This is a genomic window from Streptomyces coeruleoprunus, assembly GCF_039542925.1.
In the GTDB taxonomy this organism is placed as follows: Bacteria; Actinomycetota; Actinomycetes; order Streptomycetales; family Streptomycetaceae; genus Streptomyces; species Streptomyces coeruleoprunus.
Map to the genome: position 1 here is coordinate 7472853 of NZ_BAABIT010000001.1, position 20167 is coordinate 7493019.

Sequence of the window (20167 nt, forward strand, 5' to 3'; positions counted from 1 at the left end):
CTCCCGGCACCGGGCGAGGAGGATCGGCAGGAGGAGGAACAACAGCTCCGCACCAGCCCGGTCCCTGGAGGCCCACCGTGGACACCTCGCCCGACCACCGGCTCCCCGACGGGCCGCGCGTGGTCCGCCGACCGCCCCTCCCGCCCGACGCCATCGTCTGGGAGCCCGCCGAGCGTTGGGTCCGCGCCACCAAGGGCGGAACCACCGTCGTCGACAGCCGCCGGCCGCTCCTGGTGTGGGAGCCCGACCGGCCGGTACCGCTCTACGCCTTCCCGGAGGCCGACGTCCGAGTCGACCTGCTGCGCCTGGCGCCACGCCCTCCGGCCGGGCGGCACCCGGGCGCGTCGGCCTGCTACGACCTGGTGGTGGACGGCGAGGTCACGCCCCACGCGGCCTGGTCCTTCCCCGGTGAGGACCTGGCCGGACACGTTCTCTTCGAATGGTTCGGCCGCGCCGTCCTCGACCACTGGTACGAGGAGGAGACCGAGATCTTCGTCCACCCCCGCGACCCGTACAAACGCGTCGATGTGCTCCCCAGCAGCCGGCACGTCCGCGTCGAGATCGACGGCACGACCGTCGCCGACACGCACAGGCCCGTCCTCCTCTTCGAGACGGAGCTGCCCGTGCGCTACTACGTCCCGCGCGAGGAGGTCAGGCTCGACCTGCTGACCCCCACGGACCACACCACCCGGTGCCCGTACAAGGGCGTGGCGACGGACTACTGGTCGTGGAAGGGCGCCGGACAGGTCCCGCCGAACGTCGCCTGGAGCTATCCGGACCCGCTGCCGGCGGTGCGGGAGATCAGCGGTCTTGTGGCCTTCTACAACGAGTTCGTCGACCTGCTCGTCGACGGCGAGCGGCTGGAGCGGCCGGTCACGTACTTCAGCAAGCTCTACGGGCCCGGCGCCACCGGTCGGCACTGACCTGCCCCTCCCGCGGGACCGGGCCGTCCCGGCGCGTGCGCGCACATCGCCACCCCGCCGTGCCGCAGCACCCGAGCCGGCCCTAGCATGCGGCCATGACCTGCCTCGTGCTCACCCCCTGGTGGCGGCGGCGCACCGCCCGTACGGCGCCGGCCGCCGAGGAGCCCGGCTCCTGCGCGGCCACGCCGATCCTGGACCTGCACCATCCGCGCGTGACCGACCTGGTGGCCGAGGCACGGCGCCTGGCCGGGCGGGACGACGCACGGTCGGTGCTGGCGGCCGCGCACCGGCTGATCGTGCGCCGCGTACGGCCCGTCTACGCCATGAACGACACCCAGCCGGTGTCGCGCACGCTGGCACGCGGGCGCGGTTCCTGCAGCCAGCGGCTCGCGGTGCTGGAGGCGGTCGCCCGGGCGCTCGGCGTGCCGACACGGGTGCGGGGCCTGGTGGTGGACGGGTCGTTCTGGTATCCGAGGTTCCCGAGGGTGCGGTTCCTCGTGCCGCGCGACGTGGTGCTGGCGTGGCCGGAGTTCCACCTGCCCGGCGACGCGGGATGGGTCGGCGCGTCGGAGCTGTTCGGCAGCCTGGAGACGCTGGCGTCCCGCAGCCCGGCGGGCTTCACCAACCGCGGCTCGCAGACGCTCTTCGAGGCGCTCGCGACGACCGCGGTGGACTGGGACGGCTCCCTGTGCGCGAGCACCGGCAGCTGCTCGGCGTACGACCTGTCGGCCTCGGTCCGCACGGACCTGGGCCGATTCCCCTCGCGGGACGCCCTGTTCACCACCCACGGCCAGACGCTCTGCCCCCCGGCCCGCCTGGTCGGCGACACCCTCCTCGGCCACCGCACGGCAGCATGACCGGTCACTCGGGTGAAGGCGCCTGCCTCGCACCGTCACGCCGGCGGCGGGTGAGGCACGGCGCCCCCTGATCTCCAGGGGGCGCCGTGCCGGGTGTTCAGGCCGTGGGGGCGCTCTGCCGCAGTTGGTGCAGGGAGGCCACCAGGCGGTCCACCTCCTCCCGGGTGTTGTAGAGCGCGAACGACGCGCGGGCCGCGCTCGTCAGGCCGTAGTGGGCGAGGGCCGGCTGGGCGCAGTGGTGGCCGGCGCGGACGGCGATGCCGTCCCGGTCGAGCCACGCCGCGATCGCGCCCGGTTCGTGCCCGGCCAGCGTGAACGTGAGCACCGCGACGCGCTCGGGCGCGTCGCCCAGGACGTCGAGGCCGGGCACCGTGGCCATGGCCTCGCGGGCGTAGGCCAGCAGTGACGTCTCGTACGCCGTGATGGCGTCGCGGTCGAACGACGTCAGCCAGTTCAGGGCCGCCAGCAGCCCGACGGCGCCGGAGATGTGCCCGGTGCCGGCCTCCAGGAGGTGCGGGACGGGGGCGTACGTGGTGCGGTCGAAGCCGACGGACTCGATCATGTTGCCGCCGCCCTGCCAGGGCGCCATGGTCCCCAGGACCTCCGGCTTGGCGTACAGGGCGCCGATCCCGGTGGGCGCGAAGATCTTGTGCCCGGAGAACACGTAGAAGTCGGCGTCGATCGCCTGTACGTCCACCGGCAGGTGCGCCACCGCCTGCGCCCCGTCCACCAGCACCTTCGCCCCGTACCGGTGGGCGAGGGCGGTCATCTCCCGCACCGGCGGGATGGTGCCCAGCACGTTCGACGCGTGGCTGATCACCACCAGCCGGGTGCGCATCGACAGCAGGTCGGCGTAGGCGTCCTGGTCGATCCGGCCGTCCTCCAGGAGCGGGACGGGCACCACCCGTGCCCGGGTCTCCTTGGCGAGCAGCTGCCACGGCACGATGTTGGAGTGGTGCTCCAGCACCGGCACGAGGATGTCGTCCCCGGGCCCCACCCGTCCACGGCCCCAGCTCGCGGCGACCAGGTTGATCGCCTCGGTGGTGCCGCGCACGAACACGATGCTGTCCGGCGACGGCGCGTTGAGGAACCGTGCCACCGCGTCCCGCCCCGCCTCGTACGCCTCCGTGGCCTCGCGGGCCATGGTGTGCGCGCCGCGGTGGATGTTGGAGTTGGCCGCCCCGTAGAAGCCGGCCACCGCCTCGATCACCTGGCGCGGCTTCTGCGTGGTCGCCCCGTTGTCGAACCAGACCAGGGGATGGCCGTTGACCGTGCGGTGCAGGATCGGCACGTCGGCCCGCGCCGCCTCGGGCGAGAAGGCCCCGCCGTGCCCCCGGGGCCGTACGGAGGTGTCAGGAGTAGTCATGGTAGTGGTGCACCCCGACGTTCTGGAGCACGGCGACGGCGTCCTCCACCAGGACCGCGGCGTTGAAGTAGGCGGTCATCAGGTACGAGGTGATGCCCTTCTGGTCCACGCCCATGTTCCGCATGGACAGACCCGGTTCGACCTCGTCGGCGACGGATGCGGGCCGCAGCCCGACGACGCCCTGCTCCGCCTCGCCCGTCCGGACGAGCAGGATCTCGGTCGTACCGGCGCCGGCGCCGCCCGAGAACCGCACCTTGTCCGAGGGCAGCAGCGGCACACCGCGCCAGGTGAGCAGCGGGCTGCCGAACCGGCTGTCGGTGACCGGCGGGACGCCCCTGCGGGTGCACTCGCGGCCGAACGCGGCGATCGTCTTCGGGTGGGCGAGGAAGAACGAGGGCTGCTTCCACACCCGGGTCAGCAGCTCGTCCAGGTCGTCGGGGGTCGGCCGGCCCGTGCGGGACTGCACGCGCTGGCCGGGGGCGACGTTGTGGAACAGGCCGTAGCGCGGGTGGTTGAGGAGCGAGGCCTCCTGCCGCTCCCGCAGCGCGTGCATGGTGAGCATGGCCTGGGCGCGCGTCTGGTCGATGGGCCCGTTGTACAGGTCGGCGACGCGGGTGTGGACGCGCAGGACCGTCTGGGCGAGGGTCATGTGGTACTCGCGCGGCGTGTCCTCGTAGTCCACGAACGTGCCCGGCAGGTCCGGCTCGCCCGCGTGGCCCGCGCTGAGGTCCACCGGCACTTCGGCGCCCGCCAGGGAGGCGCCCTCGGTGAGGTACGAGTCGACCGCGGCCCGCACGCCTTCGTGACGGTCCATCACCTCGGCGAGGGCCCCGCGGTCCAGGCACAGGGCGACGCCCGACGTGAGGGCCTTGACCCGGTACGGCATGGATCCGGCGCGGGTCCAGGCCTCCAGGTCGAAGAACTGCCCGTCGCCGATGACCTCCAGCAGGGCGTCCTCGCCGTACGGGCCGTCGACCCGCTTCTCGGCACGCCCGCGGACCAGGACCCACAGCCGGTCGGCGGTGTCCCCGTCGGCGCTCAGCACCTCGCCGGGCTCGAAGGACACCTCGGTGAACGCGTCGGCCAGCATGTCGAGCAAGGCGTCGTCGGCGTCCCTGAGGTAGGGCAGTTCGCGGAGGTCGCCGGGGACGACGCGGGCGGTGCCGTCGTCGGTGTGGGTGCTGATGCGGTCGTCGCCGAGGACGTACGTACGGCGGCGGTTGACGCGGTAGACGCCGGACTCGACGTCCACCCAGGGAAGAGCGCGCAGCAGGTAGCGCGGGGTGATGCCGCGCATCTGCGGGGTGGTCTTGGTGGTGCTCGCGAGTTGCCGTGCCGCCTCGGGACTGAGACTCAGCCGGTCGCTCACAGGGATCCTCCTCGCCCGGAAGGTGTGCGTGACGACCGGGCCGGCGGTGGCGTCGGCCCGGGTGCCATGCGGGAACGAGCAGCGATCCTCTGCCGGACACCCATTGATCACAAGTACGTATTTATGGGCTCTTGAGGGTTCATGGCCTGATTCTTCGGGCTCTCGGCGGGAGGTCGGAGCCCGGCGGAATCGCAGGTGATGAGGTCACGACACGTACGGTTATCGAACAATTTCCTTCCCTGGTGTTCGCGTACCGATCCCCAACGAGCTGAATACGGCCCGATTTGGAGCCTTACGGTTACTTTGGGATCCCTCAAGTGGCCCTTATGGTGACGGGTTCACCCCTGTGCCCGAGGTGTCCGGATCTGTTCGACGTGGCGGTCGTCGACCATGCCCCGCAGGAGTTCCAGGGTGCCGCGGCGCAGCTCCTCCGGACCGGGCGGCGTCACGTGGTACGAGCCGACGACGCAGGCGAACAGCATGCCCTCGCACCAGGCGACCAGGGACAGCGCGTGCCGCCGCGGGTCGGGCGACCCCAGGGCTTCGGCGAGGGCGGTCAGCGGCTCCGTGAAGCGCCGCCCGGCGTCGTCGTAGTACGCGCGCAACTCCGGCCGGCGCGTGGCCTCCAGCGCCAGTTCGTAGCGGGCGACGAGCAGGTCGCGGTGGTGCTGGAGGTAGTGGTGCAGCGCCAGGGCGAGGGCGTCGGCGACGGTCTCCAGGCCCGCCCCCGGGTCCGTCTCCGGGCCTGCCTCCGGCATCGGCAGGGCTCCGCCCGGGCCGAGGAGCGCCGCCTCGCGGTCCGCCAGCCGCCGTACGGCCGCCTCCAGCAGGGCCTGCCGGGTACGGGCGTGGTTGGACGTCGAGCCCTGGGGAAGCCCGGCGTGCTCGTCCACGGCGCGGTGGGTGAGCCCGCGCATGCCGCGCTCGGCGAGCAGGGCGAGTGCGGTGTCGGCGATGAGTGCGGCGCGGGAGGCGCCGGTCGTGCGTGAGGCCATGGGCCCAACCTACCCCGCGCGACTACAGCTGTAGTACCGTGAGCGGAGCGCACTACAGGTGTAGTGCGACGGGTCGGTCCGAGGAGGAGCCATGCGTCAATCCCGTGCGGTGGTCATAGGAGGCGGGGTCGGCGGACTCACCGCCGCGGTGGCCCTGCACCGCCTGGGCTGGTCGGTGACCGTGCTCGAAGCGGCGCGCACCCTCGCCCCCGTGGGCGCCGGCATCGGCCTGGCACCCAACGCCCACCGCGCCCTGGACGTCATCGGACTGGGCGACGCGGTGCGGGACCTCGCCACCTGGCACGGCGACGGCGGCATCCGCACCCCGTCCGGCCGCTGGCTGGTCCGGTCGGGCTCCGAGGCGGCGACCGCGCGGTTCGGCGGCCCGCTGGTGACGCTGCACCGCGCGACCCTCGTCGAGATCCTCCGCTCCGGCCTGCCGGACTCGTGCCTGCGTCTGGACTGCCGCTCCACCCTCGCCGACCCCGGTGCGGCGGACCGACCCGCGGTGGTCGCCACCCCGCACGGCGATCTGGAGGCCGACCTCGTCGTCGGTGCGGACGGCATCGACTCGCGGGTCCGTCGCGTGCTGTTCCCCACCCATCCGGGGCCCCGGTACGCGGGCTTCACGGCCTGGCGCATCGTCGTTCCCGCCCCCGAGCGGGCCTTCCCGCCGCACGAGACGTGGGGGCGCGGCGGCGTGTGGGGCAGCCACCTGCTGAAGGACGGCCGCGTCTACGCGTACGCCACGGCCGTCGTCCCGGAGGGCGGCCGCTCGGCGGACGGCGAGAAGGCCGAACTCCGGCGCCGCTTCGCCGACTGGCACGACCCGATCCCGGACCTCCTGGCCGCCGCCGACCCCGAGGGCGTCCTGCGCCACGACGTACGGCAGCTGGCCGAACCCCTGCCCGCGTACCACCGGGGCAGGACGGCCCTCCTCGGCGACGCCGCCCACGCGATGACGCCCACGCTCGGGCAGGGCGGCAACCAGGCCATCGAGGACGCCGTCGTCCTCGCCCACCACGTCTCAGGCGCCCGGCACGACGGCCGCGACCCGGGCCGGGCCCTCGCCGCGTACACCCGCGACCGCCTGCCCCGCACGACGGCCATCGTGCGCCAGGCCGCCAGGACGGCCCGCCTCAACCACCTCACCAGCCCGCTGCTGCTCGCCGTGCGCGACGCCCTGGTCGCCGGCGTCGGCCGGTTCGGCCCCGACGACCTGATGCTGCGGTCCTTCGCGTCCATCGCCGACTGGCGCCCTCCCCGGAACTGAGAGGAAGGCAGGGCGCGCAGATCCTCCCCGCCCCCGTCATTCTGGTCACCGTCGCGGCCGACGCCGGGATCGCCGCGGCGGACCTGGCGAGACACCCGCAGGTCCTCGCCAACTCGGCCGTCGTCGGCGTCCCGCGGTCCTGGCTGCCGCGGCTCGCTGCCCTCAAGGCGGCCGGAGCCCTCGGCCTCCTGGTGGGACTGCTGGGCGTCCCCGCTCTCGGCACCGCCGCCGGTACGGGCCTGGTGCTCTTCTGCGTCGGCGCGGTCGCCGCGCACATCCGGGCACGCGTGTACCACAACATCGCCTTCCCGGGCGCTTACCTGGCCTTGGCGACCGCCTCGCCGGCGATCGCCGCCACACGCTGGGCATCGGCTCTGTCGGACACGCCGAGGCGTTCGGTGGGCCCGCCGAAGGGCAGGACCAGCGTGCGCCGCGCGAAGAGCCATTCACCCTCCGCCTTGCGGAACGTGTCCTCGTAGTGACCGATGTTCGCCGGCAGCCGGGGCGGCACGAGCGTGCCCTCCGTATGGCCGTCGACCCGGTACGTCGCGAAGTACGTGGTGGCCGTCGCGGTGTCCGCCGAGTGCACGGTGACGAGGATGTTGGTACACATCCGCCGGGACAGCCGGTCCGCCGGCCGCGCCCCGAAGTACCGCCGCAGCGCCTCACGTCCTTCGACCCGCCGCCCGTCGTACGGCCACTCCCACACCCCGTCGGGCGTGAACAGGTCGGCCACGGTGCCGGGTTCACCGAGGTCGAGCCGGTGAACGAGTTCCAGGACGAGCCGCTCGCAGGCACGCTCGGCGAGCAGGCGCTCGAGCGAGTCAAGATCCTCCGTAGTCATCGCCCACACCTATCAGCCCAACGCCCCTGAAGCGACCGCCTTACGGCGCGGTGAGCGGTTCGGCCTCGTACGCGCGGTGCAGCAGGTCCACGAAGGACGGCGCCGGTGGCAGGGGCGTGTCGCCGATGCCCCGTATCGGCACGCCCGGAGTCCACGAGTTCATGACCACGCCTCCCTCCAGGCTCGGCAGGTCGGCGAGCGTGAGTTCCCGGACGTGCTGCGGGACACCGAGGCGGTCGAGCCGCCGCCGGACGATGCCCATCGTGACCCCGCCCAGCATCTCCGCCTCGGGCCACACCACCGCGCCGCCGTCCCAGAAGGCCAGGTTCCAGATCGACGCCTCGCTGAGCCGGCCCCGGCGGTCGACGAAGGCCGCGTCGTCGTAGCCCTGGGCGACGGCCCTGCGCAGGAAGTACGTCTTCGCCACCTCGCCCACGTGCTTGACCGCCGGGAGGACCCGCTCGTACGGGACCGGCGCCAGGGCCAACGGGCCCTCCGGCGCCGAGGCGGCCGGGCCGGTACGCACCAGCACGTCCAACACTCCGTCGGTCCCGCCCCCCGCCGTGAACTCGCCCGACGGCGAGGACACCGTCGCCGTCAGCGAGACGTCGGCCGGACCCGCCTCCAGCGCCGCCCGCAGCAAGGCCCGCACCCGATCGTCCGGAAGCGCCCTGCCGAACAGCTCCATGGAGGCCGACCGCAGCCTCTGCAGGTGCAGATCGAGGCCCCGGACGCGGCCCCCGCGCACCTGCATGGCGGTGAAGTGGGCGTAGCCCGCGAAGGCGAGCGGGGCCAACTCCCCGGCGGTCGCGGCCCGGCCGTTGCGTTGAACGACGAACGAGGTCATGCATCACTCCAGCAGTACGGTGATCAAAAGATCGGGATCGGGATCGGGACATCGGCCCACGGGGGAGTGGAATGCCCGCCCCGTTCCCCGACGTTAAGGCTTCACATCGATGTGAAGGTCAACCCGAACGAGGCGGTCGGATGCTGATCGGGGAGTTGTCCCGGCGTACGGGCGTCAGCGCACGGCTCCTGCGCTACTACGAGGAGCAGGGACTGCTCGACGCCCGCCGCGGGCCCAACGGTTACCGCGAATACGACGAGGACTCGGTGGTGACGGTGCGTCAGGTGCGGGCCCTGCTGAACGCGGGCCTGTCCACCGAAGTGATCCGTTCCGTGCTGCCGTGCGCCCGGGGCGAAGGGCCGGGCTTCGACTGGTGCGCCGACCTCCGGGAGATCCTGCACGGGGAGTTGGAGGCCATCGACGAGCGCATCGACGCCCTCCAACGCACCCGCGGAACTCTCGCCCGCTACCTGGCGCAGCCCTGAGGCACCGACCGTACGGCGCCCCGAGTGGGGTCAGAGGCCCTTGGGCAGGCCCAAGTTGTTGATCAGCGGGCCCTCGATGTTCACGCCCTCGGAGACCAGGGTCTCCAGCTGGGGCAGAACGGGGGAGGGGTTCGCCACGGCAGCGGAAGCCGGAGCGGCGAACGCCGCGATCAGGGCGAGCGTTCCGAGCACGAGGACAGCCGTCGGGCGACGACGACGCATGCAATCACCTTTTTCTTCCCTGAGGGTTCAGGACGCCGACATCGCTGCCCACCGGCACCCCCGCGGATGCGAGAAGTCCCCCGGACGGGTCGCCGCCGGACGCCGAGGCACCCTCCAGACCGGCGGAAGCCGCTCCGATCACCTCGTCCAGGACCTCACGGGAACGCGCCAGCTCGGCCATCAGTCGCGTGATCCGGTCCCGCTCCACGACCAGCTCCTCGACCAGCCGGGGGGTGGCGAACTCGTTGGGCCCGCCGTCCACGTCCCGCATGCACGGCAGCAACCGTGCGATCTTCTTGCTGTTCAGCCCCGCCGCGTAGAGCGCCTGGATCCGGATGACCCGGTCGACGGCCCACTCGCCGTAGTCCCGGTGACCCCCGGGCGTGCGCTCGGACCGCAGCAGCCCCTGCTTCTCGTAGTAGCGCAGGGACCGCTCGCTCACCCCGCTGCGCCGCGCCAGTTCACCGATCCGCACCGCCCACCCCGCATGTCCGCCCGCGACTTGAACCTGACACTGATGTCAACTTCTACGGTACCGGCATGACGAACACAGCAGCCGAGTCCCGGCTCTTCGAACCCACCCGCCTCGGCCCCCTCCACCTCCCGAACCGGCTGGTGATGGCGCCCCTGACCCGCAACCGGGCCGCGGCGGACGGTGTCCCGCAGCCCATCATGGCGACCTACTACGCCCAGCGCGCCTCCGCGGGGCTGATCATCGCCGAGGCCACCACGCCCAACGCGGTGGGCCAGACCTACCCCCACATCCCCGCCCTCCACCACGAACGCCACGTCGCCGGATGGCGGCAGGTCACCGACGCCGTGCGCGCCGCCGGAGGCCGGATGTTCGTCCAGCTCCAGCACGGCGGCCGGGTGGGGCACCCCGACACCAGCGGACTGACACCGGTCGCGCCCTCGCCCATCCCGCTCCCCGAGACGATCCACACCCCCTCCGGCCGCCGGCCCTCCGTCGTCCCGCGCGAGATGACGGCCGACGACATCCGCTCCACGATCGCCGACTTCGCCTCCGCCGCCCGCAACGCCGTCGCTGCCGGGTTCGAGGGCGTCGAGGTGCACGCGGCCAACGGCCACCTCCTCCACCAGTTCCTGGCCGAGGGCACCAACCACCGCACCGACGCGTACGGCGGACCGGTGGCGCACCGGATCCGCTTCGTGGTCGAGGTGGTGCGGGCCGTCGCCGACGCTATCGGCCCCGACCGGGTGGGCCTGCGCATCTCCCCGGCCAACACGGTCAACGGCATCGAGGAGGGCGACACCGAGCACATCTACCCCGCACTCGTCGACGCGCTGGCGGACCAGGGCCTCGCCTACCTGCACCTCGTGTTCGCCGACCCGGACCAGCCCCTCTTCCCGTGGATACGGAAGGCGTGGCCGGGCACCCTCGTCGGCAACCCGGTCCTCGGGTGGGGAGGGCCGCTGCCCGCGGACGGCGGCAGGGGGGCGAGCGAGCGGCTGCTGGCCGCCGGAGCCGATCTCATCGCCCTGGGCCGCCCGTTCCTGGCCAACCCCGACCTGGTCGAACGTCTCCGCACCGGCGCACCCCTCAACCCGGTGCGTGACCAGTACTTCATGTACACGGGCGGGGAGACCGGCTACACCGACTACCCCGCCATCGGAACCCCGGAACCGGCAGGACGCTGACGTGCCGCCTCGCCGCCGCCCATCCCGTCGGAAACCGCCGGGGCGTCACACGGGCGGGGTCGGGGCCGCGCCACGGCGCTCGGCCACTGCGTCGAACAGGGACCAGCCGTCCAGCTCCCGGACCACCGGGTCGTCCGGCTCCCACCCCCGCGCCAACGCCTCGTCCAGCAACGCCCTGGCGGTCCCGGGCTCGCAGAGGTTCAGGTGCCGCCCGTCCTCGGTGGCGACGGCACCCGAGACCATCATGTACCCGTCGCTCACCCACCGCCCGGGTCCGGACCGGAAGAGGACCCGGAGCCGCCCCCTCGCCTTGAACCGGCGGAGGTCGACCGTTTCGGTGCACCCCTCGTACCGCCCGTTGCCCAGCACCTTGTGGCTGTGGCCCACGGACCACAGGAACGTCTCTCCGCCGACGACGAGGCGCCGGGCCCTCTTGCCACTGCGAGCCATCCGAAGATCGTATCCGGGACGGCCGTGCACCCCGGCCGCCGGCCTCACGTCGGCAGGCGGTCCCGACGGACGGCTCAGGAGCCGGGGACGGCGAAGGGACCGCCCCGCCCGAAGGCCCACGCGGCGAAGCGCTCGCCCATACGGCGGTGGGTGGCGGCGTCCGGGTGCAGCTCGTCCGGCAGCGGCAGCTCGGCGAAGTCCGCCTCGCCGTACAAGGAGCGGCCGTCCAGGTAATGAAGGTGCGGGTCCTCGGCAGCCCGTCGAGCGGTGATCCGGGACAGCTCGTCCCGGATGACGCGGAGCGTCAGCCGGCCGTGGGAGTGGCCGGCCGGGCCGCCGACGGTCCGGAACCGCAGCCGAGGTGCGTCGAAGTCGGGCACGATCGGGCCCGGCGTGTCCTCCTGCATCGGGCACAGGAGAGGGGAGACGACCACCAACGGCGTGGTGGGATGGCCCTCGCGGAGCGTGTCGAGGAAGCCGTGGACGGCGGGGGAGAAGGCCCGCAGGCGCATCAGGTCGGTGTTGACGAGATTGATGCCGATCTTCACGCTGATCAGGTCCGCGGGGGTGTCCCGCATGGCGCGCGCGGTGAACGGGTCGAGCAGCGCGTTCCCCCCGAAGCCCAGGTTGATCAGCTCGACGCCTCCCCGTGCGGCGGCCAGCGCCGGCCACGTCGTGGCCGGGCCCGCGGCGCCGGACCCATGGCTGATCGAACTGCCGTGGTGCAGCCACACCTTGCGGCCGCGATCAGGAGCGGCCTCCACGGGAGCGTCGGTGCGCAGGGCGATCACCTCGGTGATCTCCGCCTGGGGCAGCCAGATCTCCACGTCCTTGTCGCGGTCGGGAAGCCCGGCGAAGCGCACGGTGCCGGCCGGTCCCGGACGCGTGACAGCGGAATGGGTCGATATGTCGACGATACGGACGTTCCCGCCACTTGCGCTCGCCCGCCCGGCCGGACAGCCGTCGACCAGCAGGTCGTACCTGCCCTCCGGAGGGGCGGGCGCGCCCCGGTAGACGATCTTCGTGGGCAGCACGTCCAGCTCGACGGCGGTGGCCCGCGTACGGAAGGCCAGCCGCACGCCGGAGGGCTGGGCCTCGACCATGGCCAGGTTCTCCGGAGCCTGCGCCCGGGCCCGGGCGGGCAGCCGGTGCGGGAGCACGCCGCGGGCGGTGCGTTCGATTTCGAGGGCGCCGCGCAGGAGGCGGGCGTCGACGGGCGTGCTGATCCAGGCCGTTGTGGCGGGATCGCCGAGCGGGGAGTCCATGATCACAGCCTGCCGACCGGCAGCCGGGCCCGCAGCGGATTTTCCTGGCGCACGGCAACGATCCGGCCAGGCGACCGGCGCGAAGCCGCGCGGTGTCGGGGCGGGGCGGCTCAGGACCGTGTCGTCCGACGCATCAGTTCCTGGAACATGGTCATGCAGTGCAAGCAGTGCCGGTCGGTCTCCGCTTCCTCCTCGTGGAGCGGCTGCCCGCAGAGGGCGGAGGCGCGGTCGTGGGCGACGACATGCCACACCAGGCCGGTGCCCGTGGCGGCCGTGCCGATGTGCATTTCGTACATGGCGGCTCTCCGTGCGGTGGACGGAACTTGTCCCCAGCCCATCACGGTCGCGGCCGGGGCGCTGCCGTACGGGTCCATTCGGGTGACCGGCGGGCCCGGCGGCAGGAGATCAGCGGGGTGGCCAGGGGCTGCGTCGCGCCAGGCGGGCCCATTCGGGGTCGTGGCGGCCGGGGACGGTGCGTCCGGCCTGCTCCCAGCGCCGGGCGAGTTCCGTGAAGATCGGCTCCATGGCGGACCGGGGAACCGTTTCGCTGGTGCGCTGGGCGCCGATGGGGCCCGGCCGCATCGTCGTCGGAGTCATGTGGGGGTCAACGCGCACGCGCACCCCCGGACACGGCCACCGCGTCCGGGGGAGCGACTCCACGGGGGCGCTGGGCGGTGCCGGGTCGGTCCTGGGCGAGGGCGGGTCAGGGCAGCGGGGTCCCCCCGGTCGCATTGACGATGTCGCCGGTGATGAACCCGGCACCGGACGAGGCGAGGAACACGTACGCGGGTGCCATCTCGGCCGGCTGGGCGGCGCGGCCCAGGGGCGCCTGCTTCCCGAACTCGGCGGTCTCGGGCATGGTGGCGGGGATCAGCGGCGTCCAGACGGGCCCGGGGGCGACCGCGTTCACGCGGATGCCGCGCGGGGCGAGCATCTGGGCCATGCACTGGGTGAAGGTCACGATGGCGCCCTTGGTCATGGCGTAGTCGAGCAGCGGCGGGCTGGGCTTGTAGGCCTGCACGGACGTGGTGTTGATGATGCAACCGCCCTCGTGCATGTGCGCCAGGGCCATTTTGGTCAGCCAGAACATGCCGTAGAGATTGGTCTTCATCACCCGGTCGAACTGCTCGGTCGTGACGGCCTCGATCCCCTCGGTCTGCGCCATCTGGAACGCGGCGTTGTTGACCAGGACGTCGATCCGGCCGAACTCGTCCGCGGCCCGGCCGATCAGCGCGCGGCACTGCTCTTCCTGGCGGATGTCGCAGGCCACGGCGACGGCCTTCCGGCCCGCCTCCTCGACCAGGCGGGCCGTCTCGCGGGCCTCGTCCTGCTCCTCCGGCAGATACGTGAACAGGACGTCGGCGCCCTCGCGCGCGTACGCCAGGCAGACGGCCCTGCCGATGCCGGAGTCGCCGCCCGTGACCACGGTGGCGCGGTCGGGCAGCAGTCCGTGGCCCTCGTAGGAGTCCTCGCCGTGGTCGGGCCGCGGCTCCATCGGCTCGGTCCAGCCGGGGTGCGGCTGGTGCTGTTCGGGGAAGTCGGGCCGCGGGTGGAGGGTGCGGGGGTCCGGGGCCCGGCGGTCATCGGTCATGGCGTCCGCCTCCTCAGTCGGCAGGGGCAGGGCGGCGCGGGTCGCGCGGCCGCGCCTCTCCGCGTTCCCACCACGTGCGGGCCGAATCCCGGGCCGCCCGCCGCCCTCAGCCGGCCGGGTCGGCGATACGCAGTTCGGCGGCGGTGACCGGCAGGTCGTTGATGCTGGCGTAACGCTTGCGCATCAGGCCGTTGTCGTCGAACTCCCAGTTCTCGTTGCCGTACGCGCGGAACCACTGGCCGGTGGCGTCGTGGTACTCGTACTCGAAGCGGACAGCGATCCGGTTGCCGGTGTGCGCCCACAGCTCCTTGCGGAGCCGGTAGCCGAGTTCCCGCTGCCACTTGGCCGTCAGGAAGGCGACGATCTCGTCCCGTCCCTTGAGGAAGACATCGCGGTTGCGCCACTCGGAGTCCTCGGTGTAGGCGAGGGCGACCCCCTCGGGGTCGCGGGTGTTCCACGCGTCCTCGGCGAGCTGGACCTTCCGGCGGGCGGTGTCCTCGGTGAAGGGCGGCAGGGGCGGGCGCGGCTCGGACACGACATCTCCTCGGGGAGTCGGCGGACGGCATGAGAACGGTCGTTCTCATGCCGTGGGCTACCCTACGAGAACGATGGTTCTCATGCAACGGAGCAGCGACATGGACAACGAAGCCGCCCGGAACGGCATCCTGGACGCCGCCGAGGAGCTGTTCTACGGCCGGGGCATCCAGGCGGTCGGCATGGACGCCGTCCGCTCGGCGTCGGGCGTGACCCTGCGGCGGCTGTACCAGCTGTTCCCGTCGAAGGACGCCCTGGTGGAGGCGTATCTGCTACGGCGCGACGCGCGCTGGCGGCGCAGCCTCGCCGCGTACGTGGACGGGGTGGACGGCCCGCCGTCCGACCGGGTGCTCGCGGTCTTCGACTGGCTGCACGGGTGGTTCGAGGAGCCCGGCTTCCGGGGCTGCGCCTTCATCAACTCTTTCGGCGAGCTGGGTGCCGGCTCGCCCGAGGTCGCCGCGGCCGCGCGCGGACACAAGGAGGCGTTCCGCCGCTACATCGACGACCTGGTGCGGGACGCGGGAGCGCCGGCGGCGACCGGCGCGCACTTCATGCTGCTCGCCGAGGGCGCCATCACGACGGCCGCCGTCACCGGCTCGCCCCGACCGGCCCGCGAGGCGCGGGAGGCGGCCGAACGGCTGCTGTCGGCATCCGCGTGACGGGGCTGCAAAGCGTGGTGCGTCCGCCCCAGGGCTGGCCGCGCGGCTGGAGCACCCAGGCCTGGGGCGCACGCCCGCGCCGGTGCCGGACCCGCATTCCCGGGCGCCCGGCACCGGACGCGCTCGAGAGGGCTCAGCCGATGCCGGGCACGAGCCCCAGCACGGGCGCCACAGGGGCGACGACCTGCCGGAGCTCGCCGAGCTTCTGCAGCCCCGCGAGCCCGCCGAACTGCTGGGTCAGCCTCGGCACCTGCGAGCGGTACTCGGGCGCCACCCCACTCATCGAGAGGCTCTCGACCTGGCTGAGGAGTGACGGCCCCTGAGGCCCGATCGGGACGACGCCCGCGTGCGCGGACGGCGCTGCGAGCGCGGAGGCCCCCGCGGTGACGGCGAGGGCAACGAAAAGTCGCTGAGTCTTGGTCATAACGGGACCAACGCCGCACGGGGTTCCAGGACACGGGCAATAGCCCGATGCGGGACACCTCCGGACCGCACGACGCCGGGCGGTCCGAGCCGCCATGCCAAGGCGGGCGAGGGGTGGACGAATCGCCTCACGAGTGCAGGGCCAGGGTTTCCGTGCAGTGGTGCAGGAGGAGCTCGTCGGTCGTGCAGTCGTAGCGGCGGCGGCTTCGGTCCGGGATGCTGTCCTCGTTGCCGTACCGGCGTGGGTGGGACACCTCCTCCCGGACGAGGGATATGGCCTCCGCTGCCCCAAGGCCCATGGCGTGCAGGGCGCGGGCCACTGAGGGGCGGTTCCGTCGCGTGGCCCGCCAGGAGGCGAGGAGCGCACGGAGGGACTCCTCGTGGTCGCCGCCCGCTCTCCACAGGGCGGTGGCGAGTTCGCCGGCCGGTTCGGAGGCTTCCTGGGCGACCAGGGTGCGGAGCGTCGGGAGCAGTGGGGCCGCGGCGGGGCCCAGGCGGTCGACGATCGTGAAGGCAAGATGCCGGGCGAAGCCCCGGTCGCCGGTCAAGGCGTCGGTGAGAGCGGCCAGGACGGCGCGGGTCGCCCCTTCCGCCTCGGCGATGACGGCGGCCGCGTACAGACGGTAGGTCGCCGAGGGATCGCCGGCCGTACGGCGTACGTCCGGCATCGCGGCCAGCGCCTCGGCGCACGCGGCGGGGCCCAGGCGGGCCAAGGCCTTCAGGGCCGCGTCCTGCAGGCGGACGCCGCGACCGTCCCGGTCGCGCAGGATGCGCAGGGCGAGCGGCAGGCACTCGGGCGAGCCGAGGACGGAGAGGGCTTCGAGAAGCCGTTCCGTACGGTACGGCGCCCGCCACGGGTCCGTCCGGGCGAGCCTGTCATGCAGCACGGGCGCGAGCGGAGCCGCCGACTCCGGGGCCATACGCCCCAGCCACGCCCCCAGGTGCTCCGGCACCTTGCCATACGCGAGGACGTCGACCAGGCCGGGCACCGCTCGGCCATCGCCCTGGGCCGCAAGGGCCGACAGGCACGCCCCGTACGTCGTGTCCTCCCAATCGCGCTGGAGAGGGAACCGAGGCCCCGCCGCGACCCGCTCGGCCAGCGCGCCGGCCGCCGGGCCACCGATGGCCTGCAGCCATTCCAGTTCGCCGGCCGCCCACTTGACCAGCCGGTGCTCCGGCTCGTACAGCTGCTCGCCCAGGAGCCGGACGGACTCCTCATGCGGGCCGCGCCAGCCGCTGAGCAGGGCGCCTGCCATGTCGATCGCTTCACGCCGCTGCCCCCAGTCGGGGCTGCGCAACTGGTCCTCCAGCAGGGCGAAGCGCTCCCGTACCCGGTCGCCCAGCGCACGGTGGAGGTCACCCATCAGGTCCGTCGCCCAGGGCGACACAGGGGAGGGGTGGTGGCGGGCCCGCAGCGCGCGAAGGTAGGCGATCATCGTGGTCGGTGGTGCAGAGGGCTCCGCCGTGGGCCCGGGCGCCGCGTCCCCGGCCTCCCTCGCCACCCTCATCACCTCCGCGGCCGTCGCGACCGCGTCCTCCGGCAGATCGCCCGGCGCGCATCTGGCCAGCTGGACGAGCGCGCACAGCCGCAGTCCCGGATCGCCGCTGTCGTCGGCGACCAGGCCCCGCAGCGCCACGGCCGCCTCGGCGGTGAACCGGCTCCGGCGAAACGCCAGTTCACCGAGAGCGGTCGCCAGGGCCCGCAATACGGTCGCCTCACGCTCGACGGCCAGCCGCGCGAGCAGCAGGTCCCGTACCCGCGTGGTGTCCTCGTGGAGCCGCACCCAGGCCATGGGCAGCTGGGCCCTCAATTCCGGGTCCTCGTCCGCGAGGTCGAGGAGGAGCGGGCTGCGTCGGCGGATCTCCGTCTCCACGCGCGCGTAGTTGTCGAGCCAGGCCGCGTACTCGTCCTCGTCGTCCGTCCAGACGTCGAGCTCGCCCAAGTCCCGGCCGTCCCCGTCGATGCTGCACAGCAGCTGCACGATCGCGCCGCGGTCCGCGAGGCCCGGGGTGCCCACCAGGTCGTAGAGGAACGGGACGCACGCCACCGTGGAGTCGTGCACGTCACCCTGGTGGTGCACGGCGCCGTACATCGCGTCGAGCGCCGCCTCGCGTTCCTCCTGGTCCGCCGACGCCAGTCCGCGCAGGATGACGGGCACGTCGGAGGCGTCACCGTACGCATGGGACATCGACGCCCAGTCGATCTCATCGATTCCGCTGAACACACCACTCTCCTGAAGACCCGCCACACCGGCCATGATGATCACCAGTCTGACCCTCACCACTGACAGTGGCCGCCGCGGTCACGATGCCGCGACCGGTAGGGCGACTTCGCCAACGGCACATCGAGCCCTACGGAACCGACGTGACGCTCCACCGGGCCGGTACGGCGGCCGAGCGAGCGCCCCGGTTGGTCAAAGGGCCCGGCAGGCAATCCGGTTGCCGGCGACGGCCACGACCCCTTCCCGTGCGGCATTGTTCTGGCGCTCGCCTCGGTGGCCCCGTCGTCAGGTGTCGCCCACGCCCAAGATCTCGATTGCGCGGACTTCACCGCGGGCGCGGGGCTGGTCGGTGTCCGGCGCCTGTACAAGCGACGTCGGGGCGTCACCACCTGAGGCGGCGGCCGGTCAGGAGAGGGCCACGCATGCGGCAGCCGGGATCTCCACCGTCCCCGCTCGGCGCAGTCGGCCGTTCGCCGGGTCCACGTCGAACCACGTGACGTCGCCGGACCACTCGTTGGCGACGTACAGCCTGCGGCCCGAGGGGTCGGCCACCAGGTCGCGGGGCCAGCTGCCGCCGCAGTCGACGCTGCTCGTCAGCCGCGGCTTGTCGGCGCCGTCGGCCAGGGAGAACGTGTCGAGCGTGTTGCCGCCGCGCACCGCCGCCCAGACGAAGCGCCCGTCGGGCGAGACGCAGACGACGGAAGGGTAGGCGCGTACGCCCTCGGGGACCCGGTCCGTGTCGATCGCGACCTCCGACAGCGGATCGAGCCGCCCCAAGGCCGGGTCCCAGCGGCAGACCGTCAGCTGCGGCTCCAGTTCGTGCAGCACGTAGACCACCTCGCCGTCCGGGTGGAAGGCCAGGTGGCGCGGCCCGGACCCGGCCCGTAGCGCCGTCTCCGCGTGCACGCGGAGCACCCCGCCGGCCGAGTCGAGCGTGCAGACCCGTACCGAATCGGTGCCCAGGTCCACGCTGAGCACCCACCGTCCGCCGGGGGCCGGCAGCACCTGGTGGGCGTGCGGTCCCGCCTGCCGGTCCGGGTCGGGGCCCGAGCCGAGGTGCGCGAGGACGGTGGGCGGCCCGGAAGGCGTGCCGTCCGCTGCCAGGCGCAGGCTGCTGACGCTGCCCGAGCCGTAGTTGGCGGTCAGAAGATGGCGCCCGGCCACGCTGAGGTGGGTCGGGCCGGCGCCACCCACCTCCACCGCCGGGCCGAGCGCACCGAGCCTCCCCGCGCCCGTCCGGAAGGCGGTGACCGCGCCCGCTTCCGCGTCGCTCACCGCGTAGAGCACCCCGGTGTCCCGCGCCAAAGCCAGACAGGAAGGGTTCTCGGCGGTCTCGACATCCGTCACCGGGGTCAGCGCCCCGGTCCCTTCGTCCACGGCCGCGACGGTGATGCCACGGCCGCCTCCGGACGTGAAGGAGCCGATGTACGCCCAGCGCCCGCCGCCGTTCCCACTCGTTCCGTTCCCGCGCTCCACGCCGTCCATGGGGGTGTTCCTCTCCGTCGTGCCTTCTCCGGATTCGCTCGCGGGTCAACGACGGGCCGTGCACCGTGGTCACCGCCCGGCCCCGCCGACTGGTCCGGCCGGGTGTCGGGGCCTCGCGGCCGTGAGAGAGCATGCGGGGCATGGGCAACCTCTACGACTACTTCAGCGCTCCCGACGACGACGCGGCACGGTCGGCCTTCGACGACGGGCCGCGGGCCGCCGGCTTCCCGACGTACCTGACGAAGGGCATCGACGCGTACGTGCAACTCGGCGCCGCCGAGGGCCTGCTCCGGGCCGAGCCCTACAGCGACGTGACCGCGCACCCGCGCTTCGGTCACCTCCTCAGCGACCCCGAGGACGAGGCCCGCTGGCTCACCACGCTGACCGATGAACTCCGCGACGCGCTCGCCGCGGCGACTCCCCAGCGGCTGGGCGCGGTCGCCGTTCCCTGGTCGCAGATCGAGGAATTCCAGGGACAGGCCGCTCCCGAGGCGCTGGCCGAGTACCTCCAGGGGCTGGCATCGCTGGCCCGGCACGCACAGGCATCCGGCCACCGCCTCTACTGCCTCATGTCGCTCTGACGCCCGAGGGGCCGGATCACACCGCACAAAATCACGCTGCGGCATCGCCGGGGCATCGGTTACGGTGTCGGCATGTCTACGCCCCGAGTTTCCTAGCCGAGGACCCGCTTCCACGCC

At 73.1% G+C, this 20167-nt stretch carries 23 protein-coding genes and 1 pseudogene; 8 read left to right on the plus strand and 16 right to left on the minus strand.

The features are described from left to right. Window positions 1–119: 119 nt before the first annotated feature. A complete protein-coding gene (locus tag ABEB09_RS33380; RefSeq protein WP_345694170.1) occupies window positions 120–923 on the plus strand; it encodes a DUF427 domain-containing protein in 804 nt (267 codons plus the stop codon). A 95-nt stretch (window positions 924–1018) separates the two neighbouring features. Then, entirely contained in the window at window positions 1019–1780 is a 762-nt protein-coding gene (locus ABEB09_RS33385; protein WP_345693655.1) for a transglutaminase domain-containing protein, read from the plus strand. 97 nt (window positions 1781–1877) lie between these two features. Here ABEB09_RS33385 and ABEB09_RS33390 read toward each other — a convergent pair whose 3' ends face one another. The 3 genes from ABEB09_RS33390 to ABEB09_RS33400 all read right to left on the minus strand — a co-directional run bounded on the left by ABEB09_RS33390 (window position 1878) and on the right by ABEB09_RS33400 (window position 5510). Continuing rightward, the gene (locus ABEB09_RS33390; protein WP_345693656.1) at window positions 1878–3146 is read right to left on the minus strand and encodes a SufS family cysteine desulfurase; all 1269 of its coding nucleotides are present in this window, start codon (window positions 3144–3146) and stop codon (window positions 1878–1880) included. Beyond that, the gene (locus ABEB09_RS33395; RefSeq protein WP_345693657.1) at window positions 3133–4515 is read right to left on the minus strand and encodes a family 2B encapsulin nanocompartment shell protein; all 1383 of its coding nucleotides are present in this window, start codon (window positions 4513–4515) and stop codon (window positions 3133–3135) included. The genes ABEB09_RS33390 and ABEB09_RS33395 overlap by 14 nt, the downstream gene beginning before the upstream one ends. 338 nt (window positions 4516–4853) lie before the next feature. Next, a complete protein-coding gene (locus ABEB09_RS33400) occupies window positions 4854–5510 on the minus strand; it encodes a TetR/AcrR family transcriptional regulator (protein WP_345693658.1) in 657 nt (218 codons plus the stop codon). A 91-nt stretch (window positions 5511–5601) separates the two neighbouring features. On the opposite strand from ABEB09_RS33400, the gene ABEB09_RS33405 reads away from it, so the two are divergent. Both ABEB09_RS33405 and ABEB09_RS33410 read left to right on the plus strand, forming a co-directional pair. Further along, entirely contained in the window at window positions 5602–6783 is a 1182-nt protein-coding gene (locus ABEB09_RS33405) for an FAD-dependent monooxygenase (RefSeq protein ID WP_345693659.1), read from the plus strand. A 20-nt stretch (window positions 6784–6803) separates the two neighbouring features. Continuing rightward, a pseudogene (locus ABEB09_RS33410) lies at window positions 6804–7139 on the plus strand (DoxX family protein); the annotation flags it as partial. On the opposite strand, the gene ABEB09_RS33415 reads toward ABEB09_RS33410, so the two are convergent. Then, window positions 7100–7627 (minus strand): nuclear transport factor 2 family protein, encoded by a 528-nt coding sequence (locus tag ABEB09_RS33415; RefSeq protein WP_345693660.1) that lies wholly within the window; start codon window positions 7625–7627, stop codon window positions 7100–7102. The pseudogene ABEB09_RS33410 and the gene ABEB09_RS33415 overlap by 40 nt on opposite strands. A gap of 40 nt (window positions 7628–7667) precedes the next feature. After that, window positions 7668–8474 carry an aminotransferase class IV family protein gene (locus ABEB09_RS33420; RefSeq protein WP_345693661.1) on the minus strand — a complete coding sequence of 269 codons (807 nt, stop codon included), beginning with the start codon at window positions 8472–8474 and terminating at the stop codon, window positions 7668–7670. Window positions 8475–8614: 140 nt separating this feature from the next. On the opposite strand from ABEB09_RS33420, the gene ABEB09_RS33425 reads away from it, so the two are divergent. Beyond that, complete coding sequence (locus ABEB09_RS33425) at window positions 8615–8959, plus strand: MerR family transcriptional regulator (protein WP_345693662.1); 345 nt, start codon at window positions 8615–8617, stop codon at window positions 8957–8959. A 30-nt stretch (window positions 8960–8989) separates the two neighbouring features. Here the strand turns inward: ABEB09_RS33425 and ABEB09_RS33430 are convergent, their stop codons facing one another. Continuing rightward, on the minus strand, window positions 8990–9181 hold the full coding sequence (locus ABEB09_RS33430; RefSeq protein ID WP_345693663.1) for a hypothetical protein: 192 nt from the start codon (window positions 9179–9181) through the stop codon (window positions 8990–8992). A 4-nt stretch (window positions 9182–9185) separates the two neighbouring features. Further along, a complete protein-coding gene (locus ABEB09_RS33435) occupies window positions 9186–9656 on the minus strand; it encodes a MerR family transcriptional regulator (RefSeq protein WP_345693664.1) in 471 nt (156 codons plus the stop codon). 65 nt (window positions 9657–9721) lie between these two features. Between ABEB09_RS33435 and ABEB09_RS33440 the strand changes: the two genes are divergently transcribed. After that, window positions 9722–10840 (plus strand): alkene reductase, encoded by a 1119-nt coding sequence (locus tag ABEB09_RS33440; RefSeq protein ID WP_345693665.1) that lies wholly within the window; start codon window positions 9722–9724, stop codon window positions 10838–10840. A gap of 45 nt (window positions 10841–10885) precedes the next feature. Here the strand turns inward: ABEB09_RS33440 and ABEB09_RS33445 are convergent, their stop codons facing one another. The 6 genes from ABEB09_RS33445 to ABEB09_RS33470 all read right to left on the minus strand — a co-directional run bounded on the left by ABEB09_RS33445 (window position 10886) and on the right by ABEB09_RS33470 (window position 14681). After that, on the minus strand, window positions 10886–11290 hold the full coding sequence (locus ABEB09_RS33445) for a hypothetical protein (RefSeq protein WP_345693666.1): 405 nt from the start codon (window positions 11288–11290) through the stop codon (window positions 10886–10888). A gap of 74 nt (window positions 11291–11364) precedes the next feature. Then, the gene (locus ABEB09_RS33450; RefSeq protein ID WP_345693667.1) at window positions 11365–12555 is read right to left on the minus strand and encodes a GDSL-type esterase/lipase family protein; all 1191 of its coding nucleotides are present in this window, start codon (window positions 12553–12555) and stop codon (window positions 11365–11367) included. A 110-nt stretch (window positions 12556–12665) separates the two neighbouring features. Next, entirely contained in the window at window positions 12666–12851 is a 186-nt protein-coding gene (locus ABEB09_RS33455; protein WP_345693668.1) for a hypothetical protein, read from the minus strand. Between the two features lie 109 nt (window positions 12852–12960). Further along, on the minus strand, window positions 12961–13152 hold the full coding sequence (locus ABEB09_RS33460) for a hypothetical protein (protein WP_345693669.1): 192 nt from the start codon (window positions 13150–13152) through the stop codon (window positions 12961–12963). A 106-nt stretch (window positions 13153–13258) separates the two neighbouring features. After that, complete coding sequence (locus ABEB09_RS33465; protein WP_345693670.1) at window positions 13259–14146, minus strand: SDR family oxidoreductase; 888 nt, start codon at window positions 14144–14146, stop codon at window positions 13259–13261. A gap of 106 nt (window positions 14147–14252) precedes the next feature. Next, window positions 14253–14681 (minus strand): nuclear transport factor 2 family protein, encoded by a 429-nt coding sequence (locus ABEB09_RS33470; protein WP_345693671.1) that lies wholly within the window; start codon window positions 14679–14681, stop codon window positions 14253–14255. Between the two features lie 82 nt (window positions 14682–14763). Here ABEB09_RS33470 and ABEB09_RS33475 point away from each other — a divergent pair, with 82 nt between their 5' ends. After that, on the plus strand, window positions 14764–15339 hold the full coding sequence (locus tag ABEB09_RS33475) for a TetR/AcrR family transcriptional regulator (protein ID WP_345693672.1): 576 nt from the start codon (window positions 14764–14766) through the stop codon (window positions 15337–15339). A gap of 133 nt (window positions 15340–15472) precedes the next feature. On the opposite strand, the gene ABEB09_RS33480 is transcribed toward ABEB09_RS33475, so the two are convergent. From ABEB09_RS33480 to ABEB09_RS33490, 3 genes are all read right to left on the minus strand, one after another. Further along, window positions 15473–15763 carry a hypothetical protein gene (locus ABEB09_RS33480; RefSeq protein ID WP_345693673.1) on the minus strand — a complete coding sequence of 97 codons (291 nt, stop codon included), beginning with the start codon at window positions 15761–15763 and terminating at the stop codon, window positions 15473–15475. 127 nt (window positions 15764–15890) lie between these two features. Next, window positions 15891–17987: a hypothetical protein gene (locus ABEB09_RS33485; protein WP_345693674.1), complete on the minus strand. Its 2097-nt coding sequence runs from the start codon at window positions 17985–17987 to the stop codon at window positions 15891–15893. 402 nt (window positions 17988–18389) lie between these two features. After that, window positions 18390–19469 carry a lactonase family protein gene (locus ABEB09_RS33490; RefSeq protein ID WP_345693675.1) on the minus strand — a complete coding sequence of 360 codons (1080 nt, stop codon included), beginning with the start codon at window positions 19467–19469 and terminating at the stop codon, window positions 18390–18392. Between the two features lie 140 nt (window positions 19470–19609). Between ABEB09_RS33490 and ABEB09_RS33495 the strand changes: the two genes are divergently transcribed. After that, window positions 19610–20050, plus strand: coding sequence for a hypothetical protein (locus ABEB09_RS33495; protein ID WP_345693676.1), 441 nt, complete (start codon window positions 19610–19612; stop codon window positions 20048–20050). Window positions 20051–20167: the final 117 nt, after the last annotated feature.